The organism is Candidatus Solirubrobacter pratensis (genome assembly GCF_000425945.1).
In the GTDB taxonomy this organism is placed as follows: Bacteria; Actinomycetota; Thermoleophilia; order Solirubrobacterales; family Solirubrobacteraceae; genus Solirubrobacter; species Solirubrobacter pratensis.
In genome coordinates this window covers 930446-948450 of the sequence record NZ_KE384480.1, presented here as the reverse complement: position 1 = coordinate 948450, position 18005 = coordinate 930446, and the positions used below count along the sequence as shown (strand labels likewise).

Annotated in this window: 12 protein-coding genes; 5 read left to right on the top strand and 7 right to left on the bottom strand. The window is 72.4% G+C overall.

Annotation, left to right across the window (positions count from 1 at the left end; all coding sequences use genetic code 11):
* Nucleotides 1-11: 11 nt before the first annotated feature.
* The 4 genes from H958_RS0129195 (at nt 12) to H958_RS41115 (ending at nt 9067) form a co-directional block, all read left to right on the top strand.
* Nucleotides 12-1016 (top strand): sugar phosphate isomerase/epimerase family protein, encoded by a 1005-nt coding sequence (locus tag H958_RS0129195; protein ID WP_028061259.1) that lies wholly within the window; start codon nt 12-14, stop codon nt 1014-1016.
* Nucleotides 1013-2191, top strand: coding sequence for a Gfo/Idh/MocA family protein (locus H958_RS0129190; protein ID WP_196807611.1), 1179 nt, complete (start codon nt 1013-1015; stop codon nt 2189-2191). Before H958_RS0129195 ends, H958_RS0129190 begins: the two co-directional genes overlap by 4 nt.
* Before the next feature lie 143 nt (nt 2192-2334).
* A complete protein-coding gene (locus H958_RS0129185) occupies nt 2335-3075 on the top strand; it encodes a sugar phosphate isomerase/epimerase family protein (RefSeq protein ID WP_051324937.1) in 741 nt (246 codons plus the stop codon).
* Nucleotides 3076-3331: 256 nt separating this feature from the next.
* The gene (locus tag H958_RS41115; protein WP_081686370.1) at nt 3332-9067 is read left to right on the top strand and encodes a ThuA domain-containing protein; all 5736 of its coding nucleotides are present in this window, start codon (nt 3332-3334) and stop codon (nt 9065-9067) included.
* A gap of 73 nt (nt 9068-9140) precedes the next feature.
* Here H958_RS41115 and H958_RS0129175 read toward each other — a convergent pair whose 3' ends face one another.
* Nucleotides 9141-9512, bottom strand: a complete 372-nt coding sequence (locus H958_RS0129175) for a nuclear transport factor 2 family protein (RefSeq protein ID WP_028061256.1) — start codon at nt 9510-9512, stop codon at nt 9141-9143.
* Between the two features lie 121 nt (nt 9513-9633).
* Complete coding sequence (locus tag H958_RS0129170) at nt 9634-10863, bottom strand: ROK family transcriptional regulator (protein WP_037411557.1); 1230 nt, start codon at nt 10861-10863, stop codon at nt 9634-9636.
* 259 nt (nt 10864-11122) lie between these two features.
* On the opposite strand from H958_RS0129170, the gene H958_RS0129165 reads away from it, so the two are divergent.
* A complete protein-coding gene (locus tag H958_RS0129165; protein ID WP_156028382.1) occupies nt 11123-13510 on the top strand; it encodes a hypothetical protein in 2388 nt (795 codons plus the stop codon).
* 16 nt (nt 13511-13526) lie between these two features.
* Here the strand turns inward: H958_RS0129165 and H958_RS0129160 are convergent, their stop codons facing one another.
* The 5 genes from H958_RS0129160 to H958_RS0129135 form a co-directional block, all read right to left on the bottom strand.
* Complete coding sequence (locus tag H958_RS0129160; protein ID WP_028061253.1) at nt 13527-14093, bottom strand: RNA polymerase sigma factor; 567 nt, start codon at nt 14091-14093, stop codon at nt 13527-13529.
* A gap of 204 nt (nt 14094-14297) precedes the next feature.
* Nucleotides 14298-15524, bottom strand: a complete 1227-nt coding sequence (locus H958_RS0129150; protein WP_028061252.1) for a cytochrome P450 — start codon at nt 15522-15524, stop codon at nt 14298-14300.
* Nucleotides 15524-16828 (bottom strand): Dyp-type peroxidase, encoded by a 1305-nt coding sequence (locus tag H958_RS0129145; protein ID WP_028061251.1) that lies wholly within the window; start codon nt 16826-16828, stop codon nt 15524-15526. Before H958_RS0129145 ends, H958_RS0129150 begins: the two co-directional genes overlap by 1 nt.
* The gene (locus H958_RS0129140) at nt 16825-17385 is read right to left on the bottom strand and encodes a hypothetical protein (protein WP_156028381.1); all 561 of its coding nucleotides are present in this window, start codon (nt 17383-17385) and stop codon (nt 16825-16827) included. The genes H958_RS0129145 and H958_RS0129140 overlap by 4 nt, the downstream gene beginning before the upstream one ends.
* Nucleotides 17376-17984, bottom strand: a complete 609-nt coding sequence (locus H958_RS0129135; RefSeq protein WP_156028380.1) for a hypothetical protein — start codon at nt 17982-17984, stop codon at nt 17376-17378. Before H958_RS0129135 ends, H958_RS0129140 begins: the two co-directional genes overlap by 10 nt.
* Nucleotides 17985-18005 lie beyond the last annotated feature (21 nt).

Below are 18005 nucleotides of genomic sequence, written 5' to 3'. Positions count from 1 at the left end.
GAGGAGAAGCGATGACACGACCCGTCACCCTGTTCACCGGCCAGTGGGCCGATCTTCCGCTGGAGGCGCTTGCGGCCAAGTGCGGCGAGTGGGAGTTCGACGGGCTCGAGCTCGCCACCTGGGGCGACCACTTCGACGTCGCGCAGGCGCTCTCGGACCCCGGCTACTGCGCCGAGCGCCGCGAGGTGCTGGAGCGCAACGGCCTCAACTGCTGGGCGATCGGCGCGCACCTCACCGGCCAGGCCGTGTGCGACCGCATCGACGCCCGCCACCAGGCCGTGCTGCCGCCCGAGGTGTGGGGCGACGGCGACCCCGAGGGCGTGCGCCGGCGCGCCGCAGAGCGCATGAAGGACACCGCGCGCGCGGCCGCGCAGCTCGGCGTGGAGGTCGTGACCGGCTTCACCGGCTCAGGCATCTGGCACCTCCTCTACTCCTTCCCGCCCAACGACTTCGAGACGGTCGAGCAGGGTTACGTGGACTTCGCCGAGCGCTGGAGCCCGATCATCGACGTCTTCGACGCCGAGGGCGTGCGCTTCGCGCTCGAGGTCCACCCCACCGAGATCGCCTACGACTTCGCGACCACGCGCAAGGCGCTGGCCGCGCTCGGTCATCGTCCCGGCTTCGGCATCAACTTCGACCCGAGCCACTTCGAGCACCAGTTCCTGGACTCGGCGGCGTTCGTGACCGAGTTCGGCGACCGCGTCTACCACGTGCACGTCAAGGACTCGATCCGGCGCCTCGACGGGCGCTCGTCGATCCTCGGGGGCCACCTGGACTTCGGGACCCCCGGCCGCGGCTGGGACTTCGTCTCCCCCGGCCACGGGGACGTCGACTTCGAGTCGCTGTTCCGGGCGCTGAACCGGATCGGCTACCAGGGCCCGCTCTCGATCGAGTGGGAGGACTCGGGGATGGACCGCGACTGGGGCGCGCCCGACGCGCTCGCGTTCGTGCGCCGGACGGACTTCTCGCCCTCCACCGTCGCGTTCGACGCCGCCTTCGCCCGGGAGGCATCGTGAGCAAGGTCGGCTTCGTCACGATGGGCGAGTCCTCCGGAGGGGAGGACATCCCGACCGTCGGGATCGGCATGCTCGGGTACGGGTTCATGGGCAAGGCCCACTCGAACGCGTACAAGACGCTCGCCTACATGACGTGGCCACCGCCGCTGATGCCGCAGCTCGTCGCGATCGCCGGCCGCAACCCCGAGGGGGTGGCCGGCGCTGCACGCCGCTACGGCTTCGCCGAGCACCTGACCGACTGGCGCAAGCTGGTCGAGGACCCGCGCGTCCAGGTGTTCGACAACTCGAGCACGAACGACTTCCACGCCGAGCCGTCGATCGCGGCGGCCGAGGCCGGCAAGCACGTCGTGTGCGAGAAGCCGCTCGGGCGCGACGCGAACGAGGCGTACGAGACGTGGCAGCGCGTGGAGGCCGCCGGCGTCAAGCACATGTGCGCCTTCAACTACCGCTTCGTGCCGGCGGTCCGGCTGGCGCGCCAGATCATCGAGTCCGGCGACCTCGGCGAGATCCACCACTTCCGCGGCTTCTACCTGCAGGAGTGGATCGTCGACGCCGACTTTCCGATGGTGTGGCGGCTGGACAAGTCGGTCGCCGGCTCGGGCTCGCTCGGCGACCTCGGCGCGCACGTGATCGACCTCGCCCGCTACCTCGTCGGCGAGATCGATGCCGTGTCGGCGACGACGCGCACGTTCGTCAAGAGCCGCGAGGGGGAGCCGGTCGACGTCGACGACGCCGTCGAGGCACTCGTCGACTTCTCCTCCGGCGCCGTGGGCATCATCGAGGCCTCGCGCTTCTGCCCCGGCCGCAAGAACGCGCTGACGTTCGAGATCAACGGCTCCAAGGGCTCGATCGCGTTCGACATGGAGCGCCTGAACGAGCTGCAGGTCCACTTCGCCGGCTCCAAGCCCGGCGACCTCGCCCAGGGCTTCCGCACCGTCCTAGTGTCCGAGGCCGACCATCCGTTCTGGCAGCACTGGTGGCCGCAGGGCCACATGATCGGGTGGGAGCACACGTTCGTCCACGAGCTGCACCACTTCCTGACGGCGATCCGGGATGACACGGACGTCGCGCCGCACGGCGCCACGTTCGAGGACGGCTACCGGGCCGCCGAGATCTGCGACGCGATGCTGCGCTCCGCCGAGGCGGGACGCAAGGAGCGCGTCAGCTACCGCTAGGCGCCGTCCGCCGCAGCCGTTCCCCGAGAAGCCTCGAGCGAAGAGGAGAGTCGACCCATGTCCGCACACCGCCGGAAGGTTGCCGTGACTTCGTCACCGCGGCCGGCGTCGCGGACCCGCGACCCGAGTGGCGGTGGTCGCCGGTGAACCTGCGCTACGCCGGCGTCGCCGGCGGTGCGGGCGACCCGCGCTTCGCCGAGGCGCTGCGGCGGCTCGCGGGCGCCGGCTACGACGGGGTCACGCTCGCGCTCGAGGACTCCGAGCTGCTGCGGCCGCCGCGCCCGCGCCGGATCGCGGCGCTGCTCGACGAGCTCGGGCTCGCGCGCGTGATCGAGGCGGGAGGCCGGCGCGGCGGCGCGCCGGGCCTGCTCGACGACGGGCGCGCGCAGCGGGTCGACCTGCTGCGCCGCGCCGTCGACCTCGCCGTGGCGATCGGCGCGCCGCTTGTCTCGATCTGGTCCGGCGCGCCGAGCGGCACCCTGCACGTCGCGACGGCGTGGGACCGGCTGCAGGACAGCTGCCAGCGCGTGCTGAGCTACGCGCAGCGGCGCGGTGTCGTCCTGGGCCTGGAGCCCGCGCCGGGGATGCTCGTCGAGTGCGCCGCGGACTTCGAGGCGCTGCGCCAGCGGCTCGGCCGGCCGCCCGCGTTCGGGATGACGCTCGGCCTCGCCGGATCGAGCGCCGAGGAGGTCGCGCACTTCGCCCCGCGCATCGCGCACGTGCGCGCGGCCGACTCCGTGCCGGACTCCGGCGCGCTGGCCGCGCTCGCCGCGTCGGACTACGAGGGCCTCGTCGCCATCGAGGTCACGCGCCACGCGGCGCCGGAGGTCGCGCCGGCGGCACTCGCCGCGCTGCGCGCGCTGGAGCCGGATGCGGCGCGATGAAGGCGCTCGCGGAGCCGGCCGATCCGGCGCGGGGGGTCGTCCAGGCCTGAGCTGACGTCGCGGCGCTGATCAGGCCGAAAGTCGAGGATGGCAACGATCCCCGTCCTGGAAGCCCCTGCTCGCGTCTGGTTCGCCCGTCCACGCAGGGTCGTCCGGATACAGAAGAGATCGGGTGTTTCAGCTTGACACCCGCGCAGGCACGCAGTATTCGTTGCATGAGAGGCGAAATCTCTACGGATAGGTAGGAGGAGAGCGCATGGGTCGGACGAAGGCGGCAATTGCCGCCTGCTTTGCCGTGCTGTTCGGGCTGGTCTTGGGAGGAGGGACGGCGTTCGCGCAGACGCCGACCGCTTCCGACTTCCAGAAGGTCACGCTCGACGACAACACGCAGAATCCGATGGAGCTGGACGTCGCCCCCGACGGGCGCGTCTTCTACATCGAGCGCGACGGGCGCCTGCAGGTCTGGAAGCCCGACACGCAGCAGACGGTCACCGCCGGAACCATCCCGGTCACCCGCAGCCAGGAGAACGGCCTGCTCGGCCTGCAGCTGGCGCCGGACTTCGCGTTCAGCAAGTGGGTCTACCTGTTCTACTCCCAGCTGCCGGACAACACGCTCACGCAGGTGGTCTCCCGCTTCAAGATGAACGGGGACACGCTGGACCTGAGCTCCGAGCAGAAGATCCTCACGTTCCAGCATCAGACGGCGGAGTGCTGCCACTCGTCCGGGTCGCTGTACTTCGGCCCCGACGGCAGCCTCTACATCTCGACGGGCGACAATACGAACCCGTTCGACTCGGACGGCTTCGCCCCGCTCGACGAGCGCCCGGGCCGCGAGTACTGGGACTCCCAGCGCACCGCGGGCAACACGAACGACCTCAACGGCAAGATCCTGCGGATCAAGCCGATGGAGATCCCGCTCGGTCCGCCTGGCGTCGGCACCACCTACACGATCCCCGCCGGAAACCTCTTCCCTGAGGATCAGGACACCGACAACAAGACCCGGCCGGAGATCTACGGCATGGGCTTCCGCAACCCGTTCCGGTTCACGGTCGACCAGACGACCGGCTGGGTCCTGAGCGCCGACTACGGCCCGGACGCCGGCACGACGAACCCGAACCGCGGCCCGCAGGGCAGCGTCGAGTACAACGTGCTCACGAAGTCCGGCAACTACGGCTGGCCCTACTGCATCCGGGCCAACACGCCGTACAACGACTACGACTTCGCGACCGGCGTCTCAGGGCCCAAGTTCAACTGCGACGCCCCGGTCAACAACTCGCCGAACAACACGGGCCGGACGAACCTGCCTCCCGCGATCCCCGCGACCGCGTGGATGGGCTACACCGAGCAGGATCCGCGCTTCACGCCGGACCTCGGCACCGGCGGCGCCCCGATGGGCGGCCCGCGCTACCACTTCGATCCCTCGCTGTCGTCGGACCGCAAGTTCCCGCAGTACTACGACAACAAGTGGTTCATCGGCGAGTGGAACAACGGCTGGATCAAGACTGCCGACCTCGACGCCTCCGGCGCGATGACGAAGGTCAGCCCGTTCGCACTCGGGACCGGCTACAAGCGGCCCATGGACATCGACTTCGGTCCTGACGGCGCGCTCTATGTGATCGAGTGGGGCTCGGGCTTCGGCGGCGACAACGCCGACTCGGGCGTCTACCGCATCGATTACGTGTCGGGCAACAAGTCGCCGGTCGCGAAGGCCACGGGCGACACGACGACCGGCCTCGCGCCGCTCACGGTCCACTTCTCGAGCGCCGGCTCGAGCGACCCCGAGGGCACCGCGCTCACGTACTCGTGGGACTTCAACGGCGACGGCACGCAGGACTCCGCCGAGGCCGCCCCGACGTACACCTACACCCAGAACGGCGCCTACACGGCCAAGCTGACCGTCAAGGACGCCGACGGCATGACCGCCGTCGCGAACGTGCCGATCACGGTCGGCAACCGCGGCCCGGTCGTGACGATCCAGACGCCCGCCGACGGCGAGTTCGCGTCGTTCACCGACACGGTCCCGTACTCGATCACGGTCACCGACCCCGAGGACGGCACCACCGGCGCCGGCATCTCGTGCGACGACGTGCACGTCACGATCGCGCTCGGCCACGACGAGCACGCCCACGACCTGTCGCAGCAGACCGGCTGCACCGGCACGTTCAAGACCGGCCTGACGAGCGGCCACGGGCCTGAGGCCAACACGTTCACCGTCCTCAGCGTCACGTACACCGACAAGGGCGGCCCCGGCGGCATCGTGCCGATCACCGGCCGTGCCCAGGCGATCCTCCAGCCCAAGACCAAGCAGGCGGAGTTCTACGCGAGCACCGGCCGCATCCCCGGCGCCGCGACGACCGGCGATCCCGGCGTGCAGAAGGAGACGACCTCCGACAGCGCCGGCGGCGGCCAGAACATCGGCTTCATCGAGGACGGCGACTACGTCTCCTACACCCCGGTGTCGCTGCAGGACATCAACGCGGTCCGCTTCCGCGTCGCGTCCGCCGGCTCCGGCGGGACGATCGAGCTGCACCTCGACTCCGGCACCGGCCCGCTCGTCGGCGCGACGGCCAACATCACGCCGACCGGAGGCTGGCAGACGTTCAAGGACGTCACGCTGCAGCTGACGAACCCGCCGACCGGGACGCACGAGCTGTTCGTCGTGTTCCGCAAGCCCGGCGACACCGGCTCGCTGATGAACCTCAACTGGATCGAGTTCATCGGCAAGGGCGCGGCCGTCACCGCCTCGCCTGACGTCCAGGTCACCCCGACGCCGGCGACCGGCGCGGCGCCGCTGAACGTCAAGTTCGAGACCACGGCGACCGATCCGGACGGCCCGGCCACCGACCTCACGTACGCGTGGGACTTCGGCGTGCCCGGCATCACGACCGACACGTCGACGCTCGAGGATCCGACGTACACGTACGTCAACCCGGGCACCTACAACGCCACCCTGACCGTCACCGACAAGCAGGGCGGCAAGACCGACAGGACGATCCCCGTCGTCGTCACGCCGGGCGCGAGCTGCGCCTCGACGTTCCGCGACGACTTCAACGGGACCGATCTGGACGCCGGCTGGAGCGTCGTGCGGCGCAGCCAGAACCTCGTCGTGTCAGGCGGCACCGCCAACATCACGACCGAGAACGGCGACGTCTACACCAACTCCAACAACGCCAAGAACATCGTCCTGCGCCAGGCCCCGACCGGGCCGTGGACGGCGACGGTCAAGGTCAACGAGGCGGGTACGCGCCAGTACCACCAGGCGGGCCTGATCGTCTACGGCGACGACGACAACTACACGAAGTTCGACCGGCTGGCCACGAGCACCGCCGACCCGCCGCAGGAGCACTTCGAGTTCATCAACGAGGTCGCGGGCGTCGCCCGCAACGCCGCGGCGGACAGCGGCCCCACGCTGACGGCCGCCTTCCCGACCGACTGGTACATGAAGATCGAGTCGGACGGGACGAACATCCGCGGCTACTACTCGCCTGACGGGACCAACTGGACCCTGACGGGCCAGCCCGCGGCACTGCCCGCGAACGCGCGGGTCGGGTTCTTCGGGCTCGACAACGCGGCCGCCACGCACGTGACGGCGAAGTTCGACTGGTTCACGCTCGCGAGCGCCGGCAGCGGCGGCTCGAGCGGCGCCGGTGACGACTTCACCGGCACGAGCCTGGACAAGACGCGCTGGAACGGGATCGTCCGCGAGGATCCGACCCTGTACAGCGTCGCCAACGGGTCGCTGAAGATGACGACCGTCAAGGCCGACGTGGATGGAGGCAACAAGAACTTCATCCTCCAGACCGCCGACCACACGGGCGCCGACTACGTGCTCGAGACGAAGCTGAGCGCGTGGACGCTGCAGGGCTCCTTCCAGCAGGGAGGAATCCTGATCTGGGCCGACGATCAGAACTACGTCAAGTTCAACGCGATCTCGGACTCCACCAACACGCGGATCAACCGCAGCGAGATCCGCGCCAAGGTGGCGGGGACGATCATCAATCCCCAGCCGAACCTGGACGTCCCGGCGGGCGTGACCGCGATCTGGATGCGGCTCACCAAGTCGGGCACCAACTACCTGGCCGAGATGTCGTTCGACGGCACGACGTGGCAGACGGTGGGCACGGTGCCCTTCGCCTCCGCCGCGCCGCGCTTCGGCCTCTACACGGCCGGCGTCGACGGCTCGGGCCAGACCGCCACGTTCGACTACTTCAAGGTCAACGGCAGCCTCGGCTGCGACGGCGGCGGCAACACCAGCCCGGTGATCACCACGGCCTCGGCGACGCCGACGGCGGGCTTCGCCCCGCTGGCGACCTCGTTCACGGCCGCGGCGACGGACGCCCAGAACGATCCGCTCACGTACTCGTGGGACTTCGACGGCGACGGCACGGCCGACGCCACCGGAGCCAACGCGAGCACGACGTTCACCACCGCCGGCGACCGCAGCGTCAAGCTGACGGTGACCGACGGCAAGGGCGGCTCGGCGACGAAGACGATCCCCGTGCAGGTGCTGGCGGCGGATGACCCGAACGCGCGCTTCCGGGCGCTCGTGTTCTCCAAGACCGCCGGGTTCCGGCACGACTCGATCCCGCAGGGCATCGCGGCGATCAAGCAGCTCGGACAGCAGAAGAACTTCCAGGTCGACGCGACCGAGGATGCTTCGCTGTTCACCGACGCCGTGCTCTCGCACTACGACACGGTGATCTGGCTGTCCACCACGGGCGACGTGCTCAACGACGCGCAGCAGGCGGCGTTCGAGCGCTTCATCCGCGCGGGCGGCGGCTACACCGGCATCCACGCCGCGGCCGACACGGAGTACTCGTGGCCGTGGTACGGCAAGCTGGTCGGGTCGTACTTCCGCAACCACCCGTCCGGGACGCCCACCGCGGATGTGCTCGTCGAGGACGCCAACGACCCGTCCGACGCCGGCCTGCCGGCGCGCTGGACGCGCACGGACGAGTGGTACAACTACAAGTCGCCGCTGTTCGCGACGGTCGGTGACGCGGATTACAGCCCGCGCAACACCACCGGCGTGCACGTCCTGCTGAAGATGGACGAGGCGACCTACGACGAGCAGGACGACAACACGACGGATGATGACCATCCGATCTCGTGGTGCCAGAAGTACGACGGCGGCCGCTCGTGGTACACGGGCATGGGCCACACGCAGCAGTCGTTCTCCGAAGCCGGGTTCCTCACGCACATCGAGGCCGGCATCGAGATCGCCGCCGGCGCGACGCCGTCCGCGGCATGCGGCGTGACGGGGGCCAACCAGCCTCCGACGGTCACCGCGTCGCGCACGCCGGCCGGTGACATCACGGTCGGCGACACGGTCGCGTTCACCGCGACCGGCACCGATGCCGACGGCGACACGCTCACGTACGCGTGGGACTTCGCCGACGGCGGCACCTCGACCCAGCAGAACCCGAGCCATCAGTTCGCGACCTCGGGGACGCGCGCGGTCAAGGTGACGGTGTCCGACGGCAAGGGCGGCACGGCCAGCGCGACGCTGAGCGTGGTCGTCAAGCAGCCGGGCGGCGGCGATCACGTCGACCAGCCGGTCACGATCGGCGGCACCGTGCCGGGCGTGCTCGCGCTGTCGCTCGGGACGACGCCGGGCTTCGGCACGTTCGTGCCGAACGTGGCCAAGGACTACACCGCCGCCCTCACGGCGACGGTGACGACCAGCGCCAGCGCGGCGACGCTGACGGTGCGCGACCCGAGCGCGACGGCCACCGGCCGTCTCGTCAACGGCGCCTCCGCCCTCGCCCAGCCGGTGCAGGTCAAGGCCGGCAGCACGGTCGGGACGGGCGGCGGGGCGTTCGCGCCGCTGAGCACGAGCGGCGCGCCGTTGACGCTGCTCTCCTACCCGGCGGCGGTCAGCGGCGACCCGGTGTCGATCGATCTCAAGCAGACGATCGGCGCCGGCGAGCCGCTGCTCACGGGCAACTACGCGAAGACGATCGTCTTCACGCTCGCGAGCACCACGCCGTAAGCAGCTGACCAGGGGCGCGCTTCGGCGCGCCCCTTCCGTCGTGCCGAAGGCCCGCCTCGCGCGGGCCTTCGCGCTACTTGACGCGGGGCGTGCCGGAGCTCGAGTAGACGTCCTTGCGCGCGATCCGGCCGTCCGCCGTGATCGGGAACACGTCGACGCCGTCCCACTCGAGCTCGCGGCCGTCGTCGGGGTGCGTCGCGTGCGCCGTCCACTCGCTCACCGCGAAGTCCGCGCCGCAGCGCAGCGCCCGGCGCTCGAAGCGCAGGGTCGGCCAGCGGGCGAAGATCGCGCCGATGTGCTCACGCACCGGCCCGGCGCCGGCGACGCGCTCGCCCGCGGTGTGGTTGTGGAAGACCACGGCGTCGTCGTGCAGCGCCGCGATGGCGTCGAGGTCCTGCGCGTTCCACGCCGCGTCGTAGCGATCGATCAGCGCCGCGATGTCCATGCCGCCGATTCTCTTCGGGTGGGCGGGTGAGATCAACGTGCGAGCGGACGAACAGCACGCCGAGCCGATGGTCACGACCGTCGCCCTGCCAACCGGTCAGCGGGCGCAGACCCGCGGGCGGCTAGGCGTTGACGAGCGTCGGGTCGGCGAGCACGCGGCGGAGCTGGGTCGCGGCCGCGCCGCGCACGGCGGCCTCGGGACCGAGGCTCGACGGGAGCACGGGCGGGACGGCGGCGGCGCCGCCGAGCACGCGCTCGGACAGCTCGCGCTCGATCGGCGGCTTCAGCCACTGCGAGATCGGCGCGAAGTAGCCGCCGAGGACGATCGCCTGCGGGCTCAGCAGGTTGACGACCGAGCCGAGCGCGACGCCGAGCCAGCGCCCGCAGTCCGCGAGCGCGGCCAGCGCGGTCTCCTCCCCCGCCTCGGCGCGCTTGACCAGCTCGGCGACGGGCTTGCCGGAGCCGGTGGTCGTGATCTGCTCGCTGTCCAGCCCCGCGGCGGCCAGCAGCGGCTCCAGGCCGCCGCGCGTCTCCAGGCAGCCGTGGCTGCCGCACGCGCACGGGAGGCCGTCGGCCTCGACCGTCGTGTGGCCGAACTCGCCGCCGAAGCCGCGGTAGCCACGGAACAGCTCGCCGCCGAGGACGATCCCGCCGCCCACGCCGACCTGGCCGGACGCGTACATGAAGTCGCTCAGACCGACGGCCGCGCCCTCCCAGAGCTCGGCCAGCGCCGCGAGGTTGGCCTCGTTGTCGGCGCCGAGCGGCAGCGGGTCGGCGCCCATGCGCTCGCGCAGCAGCTCGACGACCGGGACGTCGGTCCAGTGCAGGTTCGGCGCGGCGAGCAACTCGCCGCGTGTGACGTCGACCAGGCCGGGAAGCGCGACGGTCGCGCCGATCGGCCGTAGCCCCTGCGCGCGCACCTCGCGCAGCGCTTCGGTGGCCAGGTCCGCCAGCCGGTCGAGCACCACGTCGGAGCCGCGGCGTCGGTTGTCGGCCGCCTCGATCGCCTTGTAGCGCGAGCCGCCCGCCAGGTCGGTCGCCTGCACGCCGAGGTAGTCGACGTTGATCTCCAGCCCGAGCGCGACCGCTCCCTCGCGCGCGACGTCGACCACGAGTCCGGGCCGGCCCGCCGTGGCGCGCGCCTCGGCGCCGCGCTCGACCAGCAGCCCGAGGTCCATCAGCTCGCTCACGAGGCTCGAGACCGTCGTCTTGTTGAGCCCGGTGTCGAGGGCGATCGTCGCGCGCGAGCGAGGCCCCCGCTCGACGACCTGCCGAAGCACGACGCCGAGGTTGTGGCGGCGGACGGCGCGCTGGCTCGAGAGCTCGATCGCCGGCTTCGGGGTCCAAGTCACCGAATCAGAAGATATCGCCGGATATTGCGGCTCCCTGGCCTGCTCGACACGTCCGGCGGTGGTCATGGACGCACCCTACAGCTTCCGTCAGGCCTCGAACGAATCTCTTGCTTCTTCCGATCATTACGGCGTTGCCGCCGCAGACGATCACTCTCGCAGGTTCTCACCCGCGCCACATTGTTCGCGTGGGCGACATTTGGTTGCGGGCACGGCCGAATACCGCGTGTATCAAGGCCGCCATCGTGCAGGTCTGCATCGCATGACACGCAGCAGGAACGCGAGCGCGCGAGCGGTCCGCTACCCGAGCCGCTGGCCGGCAGTGCTCGGCTGGTCGGCGGGAGCCCTGGTCGCGGCGGGGCTCGTGATCGCGATCGGCATGCTCGCCGGCTCCGAGCCGGACTTCCCGCTCCTGAAGGCCGCCGCGGGGCCTGCCGTGGCCGCGGTGCTGATCGCCGCCGTGCTGCTGCACCTGGCGTGGTGCGTCCGCCACCTGATCCTGCACTGGCTCGCGTGGCGGCCGGGGCAGATCGAGGTGGCGACGTTCACGGCCGGCACGCCGCTCACCGCGGCGGACGTCGAGCAGCTCACGCTCGCGTTCCGGCGCCGGCTCATGACGCTGCACCTGCAGGCGCCCGCGCCGGCGGTCGGCGCCGCCCCGGAGGGAGACTTCCTCGACGTGCTGGGCCGCTCCGGGATGGACTCGGGCAAGCCGCTGGCGTGGCTGGTCGGCCTCCTGCGCGCAGCCAAGCCGACGCATGCGTATGAGGTCCGCGGCGTGCTGCTCGAGCGCGAGCAGCGGCCGCGCTACGGCGTCGCCGTCCAGGTCGTGCGGATGCCGTGCTCGGGCACCCCGCCGGTGACCGTGTGGGGCGAGACCTGGGACGTCGCGCTGCGCCAGGCCGCCGACGAGGCGACCGCCGTGATCCTTCCCCAGACGCGGCGCTGTCGCTCGCCGTGGGGCGTCTGGCGCGGCTACGCGATGCCCCAGGGACTGCTGCACGCGTACGAGGAGGGCGCGCGGCTCGAGCACGAGCGCCGCTACGACGAGGCGCTCGACGCCTACTGGCGCGCCGTCGAGCACGACCCGCTCAACATGGTCCTGCGGCTGCGCATCGGTCAGCTGCAGGAGCGCCTGGGCCTCTACCTCGACGCGCTGGCGACCTACCTCGGGATGGAGGCGACCTCCTCCCCCGCCGGTGCGCGCCGCGAGGACCGCGTGCGCGGCCGCCACGGCCGGCACGAGCGGCGCGAGGCGCTGCAGGCGGCGCGCTACCGCCGCAACGTGCTGCTCGGCGGCCGCGTGCTCGCCAAGCAATGGCTCGCTCCGCCGGAGCCCGCCGGCCCCACGCTGCGCGACCGCCAGCGGGCGCGCCTGCGCGGCTGCCTGCGGCCGCACCTCGTCGAGCGGCTGAGCTTCGGCAGCCGGCGGCTGGCGGAGTGGGCGCTCGGCGAGCCGGCCGGCGCCGACGAGCAGCGCTTCCTGATCCTGCGCGAGCTGCTGGCCGCCTACGCGCTGCGCGACTGCCGCGCGCTGCGGCGCGACCTGCGCCGGCACGTGCTCACCCGCACGCGCCCGAGCATCGCGACCGTCAAGCTGACCGAGCTCTGCATCGGGCTGCGGCTCGACTGGATCCGCAAGCAGCGCGACCGGCCGGGCACCCAGTGGCCCCCGCAGCCGGAGGCGATCGACGCGCGCATCCGGGCGATCCGCACGCTGCACCCGCTGCGCCATTGGCACGAGCACTACAACGCGGCCTGCGCGTACGCGCTGGCGCTGCTCGACCAGACCGGCGGCGGCGGCACGTGCCGGAGCACGCTGGCGGCCCGCGCCGTCGCGTGGCTCGAGCGGGCCACCGCGCACGCCGACAGCGCCTACATCGCCGGACGGCGCGACTGGCTGCTGAGCGAGGACCCCGACCTCAAGGGCCTGCGCGGCACGCACGAGTTCGAGCGCTTCGAGCTGCTCTACCTCCCGTCGGACGGCGTCACGCCGCGGCGCCCGCGCAACGTGCAGCAGCTCGAGAGCTGCCGCTACGTGCGCGACCTGCTCGTCGCGACCGCGCGCATCCGCCAGGCGACGTGGCGCGCGCGTCGCGCGCAGGCGGCCGAGCGCCCGGACATCGCCGCGGTGCGCGAGTGGTTCGCCGACGAGCGCGCCGCCTGGGAGGGCGTTCGCGACGTCGCCACGCACTACCGCCATCCGCGCACGCGCTTCACGTTCATCCGCGGGCTGCGGACGCACGCGGAGCGCTGCGGACTGCCCGGCGCCGACGTCCCGTTCCCGCGCTACGACGAGGCGCCGCTGACCGTGCCGGGCGAGGACGAGCGCGCGTGCGACGACGCCTGCGCGGCGGCGGTGGAGCGCGCGGACGACCGGCTCGGACAGGTCGCCGAGCTGCTGGGCGCGCCGTCCGGCGCGGTGCTGGGCGAGCTGCGCCGCTGGGAGGAGCGCCTGCGCGACCTCGACGCGGCGGGACGGCCCGCGCCGCCCTACGAGCTCGCGCGCGTGTGCGAGCACCACGGCGCGCTCTGGCAGCGCCTCGGAGAGTGGCTGGGCAGCGAGGACGGCACGCGGGCCGCGCTGGACGCGCTCGTCGCCGAGCAGCCGCCCAGCCTGCACGTCGTGGCGCAACCGGCCGCCGCGTGACGGCGGCCGGCCGCGATCAGCGCAGCAGCTCCGCGGGCGTCCCGAGCTGCTCGAGCTTGCGCTGCAGCCGCGTCAGCGCGCGGGCCCGCGTCGGGCCGATCGAGCCGATCGGCATGTGCAGCGCGGCACCGATCTCCTCGTAGCTGGGCGCCGGATCGGCGCTGAGCATCCGCAGCAGCGCGCGGTCGCGGTCGGCCAGCCCGGCCAGGGCCCCCAGGACGAGCGCGTCGCGATCTGAGGCGAGCAGCGCGGCGTCGACCGCAGGGCCGTCGTCGGCGACCTCGAGCTCGTCAGGCCACCGCTCCGCGCGGCCTGAGCGGCGGATGCAGCGCAGGCACTCGCGGCGCGCTGTGGTCGCCAGCCACGCGCCCAGCGCCGACGGCTGCTGGAGCGAGCCGAGGCCGCGGAACAGCTTCACCCACGTCGCCTGCGACACGTCGGCCGCGTCGGCGTCGCCGAGCCGGTGCGCGCGGGCGACGGCCCAGACGAGGCCCGCGTAGCGCTCCACGATCTCGCCCCAGGCGCGCTCGTCGCCGCCCTTGGCGTCGCTGACCAGGCGCTCGAGCGACGCGGCCCTGGGCATCCCCCTGTATGAGTGCTCCATGGGCCTGACCCTGCGCCCACGGCGCTGCAGCTCCGCTGCGAGAATGTTGCGGCGCGGCTGCGGGCGCTCAGATGCGGCCGGCGATGCGCATCGTCACCGGCGGATCGGGCGGCGGGCCGTTGTAGGCGACCCCGCTCGTGATCGCGCCCTTCATCACGACGTCGCACTCGCGCGCGGGCCTGCTCATACGGGGTCGAACACGACGTCGAGCCGGTCGGGATACGGCCCGGCGAACTTGAGCTTGGAGCCCTTGCGCAGGTTGGGCCGGACCAGCAGCGCCGTCGCGATCGCGGTCATCTGCTGCTCGCTGACCCACAGCCCGAGGCACTTGTGCACCCCGTGCCCGAACCCGAGCAGGAGCTCGCTCGCGTCCTCGTCGCGCACGCGGGACGGGTCGAAGCGGCGCGGGTGCGGGAAGACCTTGGCATCGCGCATCGCCGCGCCCGTGAGCAGCACGAGCTCCTTCTCGCGCGCGATCCGGCCGCCCGGCAGGGGCCCCTCGCGCAGGCAGCGGCGCTCGATCCCCGGCACCGGCGGCTGCAGGCGCATCGCCTCCTGCAGGACCGCCCACACCGGGCCGCGCTCGCCCGCCAGCGCCGCCTCGCGCCCGGCGCTGACGCCCTCCTCGCTGTCCAGCAGCGCGTCCAGCGCGAACGCCATCCCGCGCGAGATCGACGCCACCCAGGCCACCAGCAGGCCGGTGATCTGGGTCACCGCCTGCTCGTCGGTCAGGAACGGCTCGCGGTTCGCCCGCTGGGCGTCGAGCACGCGCCCGAGCACGTCGCGCCGCATCGCGGCGCCGCGGTCGAGCTCGGCCTGGCGGTCGCGCACGCATGCTCGCACGTGGGAGCGCAACGCCGCCGCGGCGGCGACCGCCGGCTCGCTCACGTCCGGGTTGCCCTTCGGGTTGATGAAGATGTCCCGGAACACGAGGCGGGCGGCGTCGAGCTGCCGCCGGCTGGTCGTCCCCGTGCCGAGATGAGCGCCGACGGTGGCCGAGAGGACCGGGTCGGTGAGCTGGTGCACGAGCTCCACGCGGCCGCCGGCGCCCCGGACGACCGGCTGCGCCGCGGCCATGCTGTCGCGGTAGAGGTCCGCGATCGCGCGGCCCGAGAGCGCCGGGTAGAGCGCCCGCCGCGGACCGTCGTGCGGCGGCGAGCGGTCGAAGCCGAGCAGGAACGGCGACTGCAGCCGCTCCATCCGCTCGAGGTAGATCACGCCGAAGCTGCGGTCCTGGGCGAGCACCCGCTTCGCCTCCGCGTGCTCGGCGACGACGCGCATCCCGGCGATCGTCGCCAACCGAGGGAAGCGCCGGCACCAGGCGTAGAACAGCGGGCTCCGGAGCAGCCGCGCGGCGACCGCGGCGAGCAGATCGAGCCGCCACACCAGCAGCGCGCGGCGCAGTCCCATCAGATCGTCCCGTCGATGAGCGCGTCGATCGCGCTGAGCGAGGGCACGAACAGGTACTCGCCGCCGCGGGTGCGCACCACCGGCCTAGTCTCGATCAGCACGGGGAGCGAGCCCTGCACCGTCATCCTCCCCCGCCCGCGCGTCCATCCGGTCAGCGCGTCCGTCTCGCCGGCGAGGCCGAACACGTCGCCCTCGCGCAGCCAGCCGTTGACGACCTCGAACTGCCGGGCGATGCTCGCGTTGAAGCACACGAACACGAGCCCCTGGCCGTTCGGGCCCTCGTCGTAGGGCATGCCGCGGCGGATGATCCGGTGCCGGCGGGAGCGCCGGATGCCGCCGGGCAGCGCGTCGCGCGGATTGGCGCGGCGGATGTGCGCGCCGAGCGGGCAGCGGTAGCCGTCCGCGTCGTCGCGGTAGAGGAAGTCGTTGTAGTCGCCGCGTTCGATGTCGCCGGACGGCGGGGCCGGGTGCGTCACCAGCGGAGCGCCGTTGCGCCAGCGCCCGACGAGCTTGGCCGCCGCCAGCTCGGTGTCGCCGTCGAAGTGCTCGCCGGCGAGCTCGACGAGCAGCCGGTCGAAGGCGGCGACGTCCTGCTCGAGCTTGCGGTAGACCATGAACGTGCCGTTGCGGTCGAACGGCGGCACGGGCGCGTCCGGGAGCACGCCGTCGTCGTCGCGGTAGCCGAGGACGAACTCGCCCGCCTCCAGCGGACGCCAACGGCGCGTGCGGGTGCGGGCGCCCTGGCCGGCGAGGGACTTGACCGGCACGCCGGCGACCGCCGGCTGCCCGAAGCCGTCGCGGAACCCGAAGCCCTCGCGCATGCGCGCCTGCTGCGCCGCGCGTTGCACGTGGACGATCTGCAGGCGCCCGCGCGTCCCGGCGATGTCGTCGCGCAGCTCGCGCACGCCGGCATCGCGCTCCTGGTCGTCGAACGCGTGGATGCCGACGAGCAGGTCGATGCCGCCGCGCAACCCGGGCTCCCAGTGCGCGGGGCCGTTGGGGCCGCGATCGCCGAGCTGCCGCCGGCGCGCCGCCATGCCGTCGCGGAACTCGGGCGGGAAGCTGCCGACGATGTCGGCCGGGAGGCCGAGCGCCGTCAGTCCGCGAGCGCTGATCGCGACATTGACGGCGCGAGCGGGCGTCCCGTCCCAGCGCTCGTCGCTGTAGATCCGATGCCGCAGGCGTCCCAGCAGGGCGCGCCCGGCGCGCGGGCCGAGGACCCGGACGCTCACGTACGCGGCGCGGCGCATCCCGTAGCTGCGCAGGACGTTGCCCTGGATGTCGCCCAGCTCGAGCCGGGTCACGGGGCCACCGCCGGGAACGCACGGCGGAAGCGGTCTCGCAGCTCAGGCGCGGCGGCGTACTGCGTCTCGCGCGCGAAGGCGCGCACGCGCTCGCGCAGCGCGAGCGCGTCGCGGACCTCCGCCACGGTCGCATCGGCGCCGAAGTAGAACGCCAGCGTCTCGATCTGGCGCGCGGCGAGCCAGGCGGCGAATCCCTCCGGATCGTTGGCGCTGGGCTGGCCGTAGCAGCAGGCGAGCACGCCGTCGACGACCGGGGGCGCGGCCTTGCAGACGCGCTCGGCGTAGGCGTCGCGATCCTCGGCGGTGAGGCCGTCGAACACGACCGAGAAGAGCAGGAACTGGCGGCCGAGCGCCGGCTGGCCGACCAGCTCGTCGACGATCACCAGGCGCGCGAAGTGCGTTCCCTCGACGTCCGCGAACGGGCTCCGGCGCCGCGGCAGGGCGCGCAGCGCGGCGCGCACCCGGGCGCGGCACTCGGGCCGGATCGCCGCCAGGACGGTGAGCGCGTACACGCGGCCGCCGATCGCGGCGTTGGGGTCGCTCGCGCTCACAGCCACGCCTGCGCCTTCGTCAGGAAGTCGCGCCAGCTGCGGGCGAACGCCTCCGGCTCGGCGTCCCGGGACAGCTGCTTGAACGCGTCGCGAACGCTCACCGCCTGTGCGATGTCGGTCGAGGTCGCCTCCGGATAGGCGCAGAAATAGTGCTCGCATTCGTAGTCGTGGCCGCGGATGAAGCGCTTGAACGGCGTCGCCGGCGTCGGCCCGGCGAACCCACGCACGCCGCCGAAGATGACCTTCATCTCGAAGCGGATCACATAGGCGAACGCGTCGATGTACTCCTCGAAGCCGCCGTTGAAGTTGCTCTCGAAGTACAGATACGGCGGGTCGAGCTCCGTGCCGGTGCCGCCTTCTCCGCCCGGGAGCCCGTCGATCAGCGCCCAGCGCGCGTAGTAGATGAACGACAGCTGGCGCAGCTTCTTCACACGCGAGCGCCGGAACCACCCCACGCGACGGCGCGCCCAGAACGCGAGGCGCAGGCCCCAGAGCTTCCATCCACCGGTCATCGGTCCGATCGCGGTGAGGGCGCGCGCCTTCCCCGCCACGTTGCCCGGACAGGCCTCTTCCCAGCGACGCGCATTCGGCCAGGCTCGGCTCATGGCCCCAATTTTCGGTCTAGT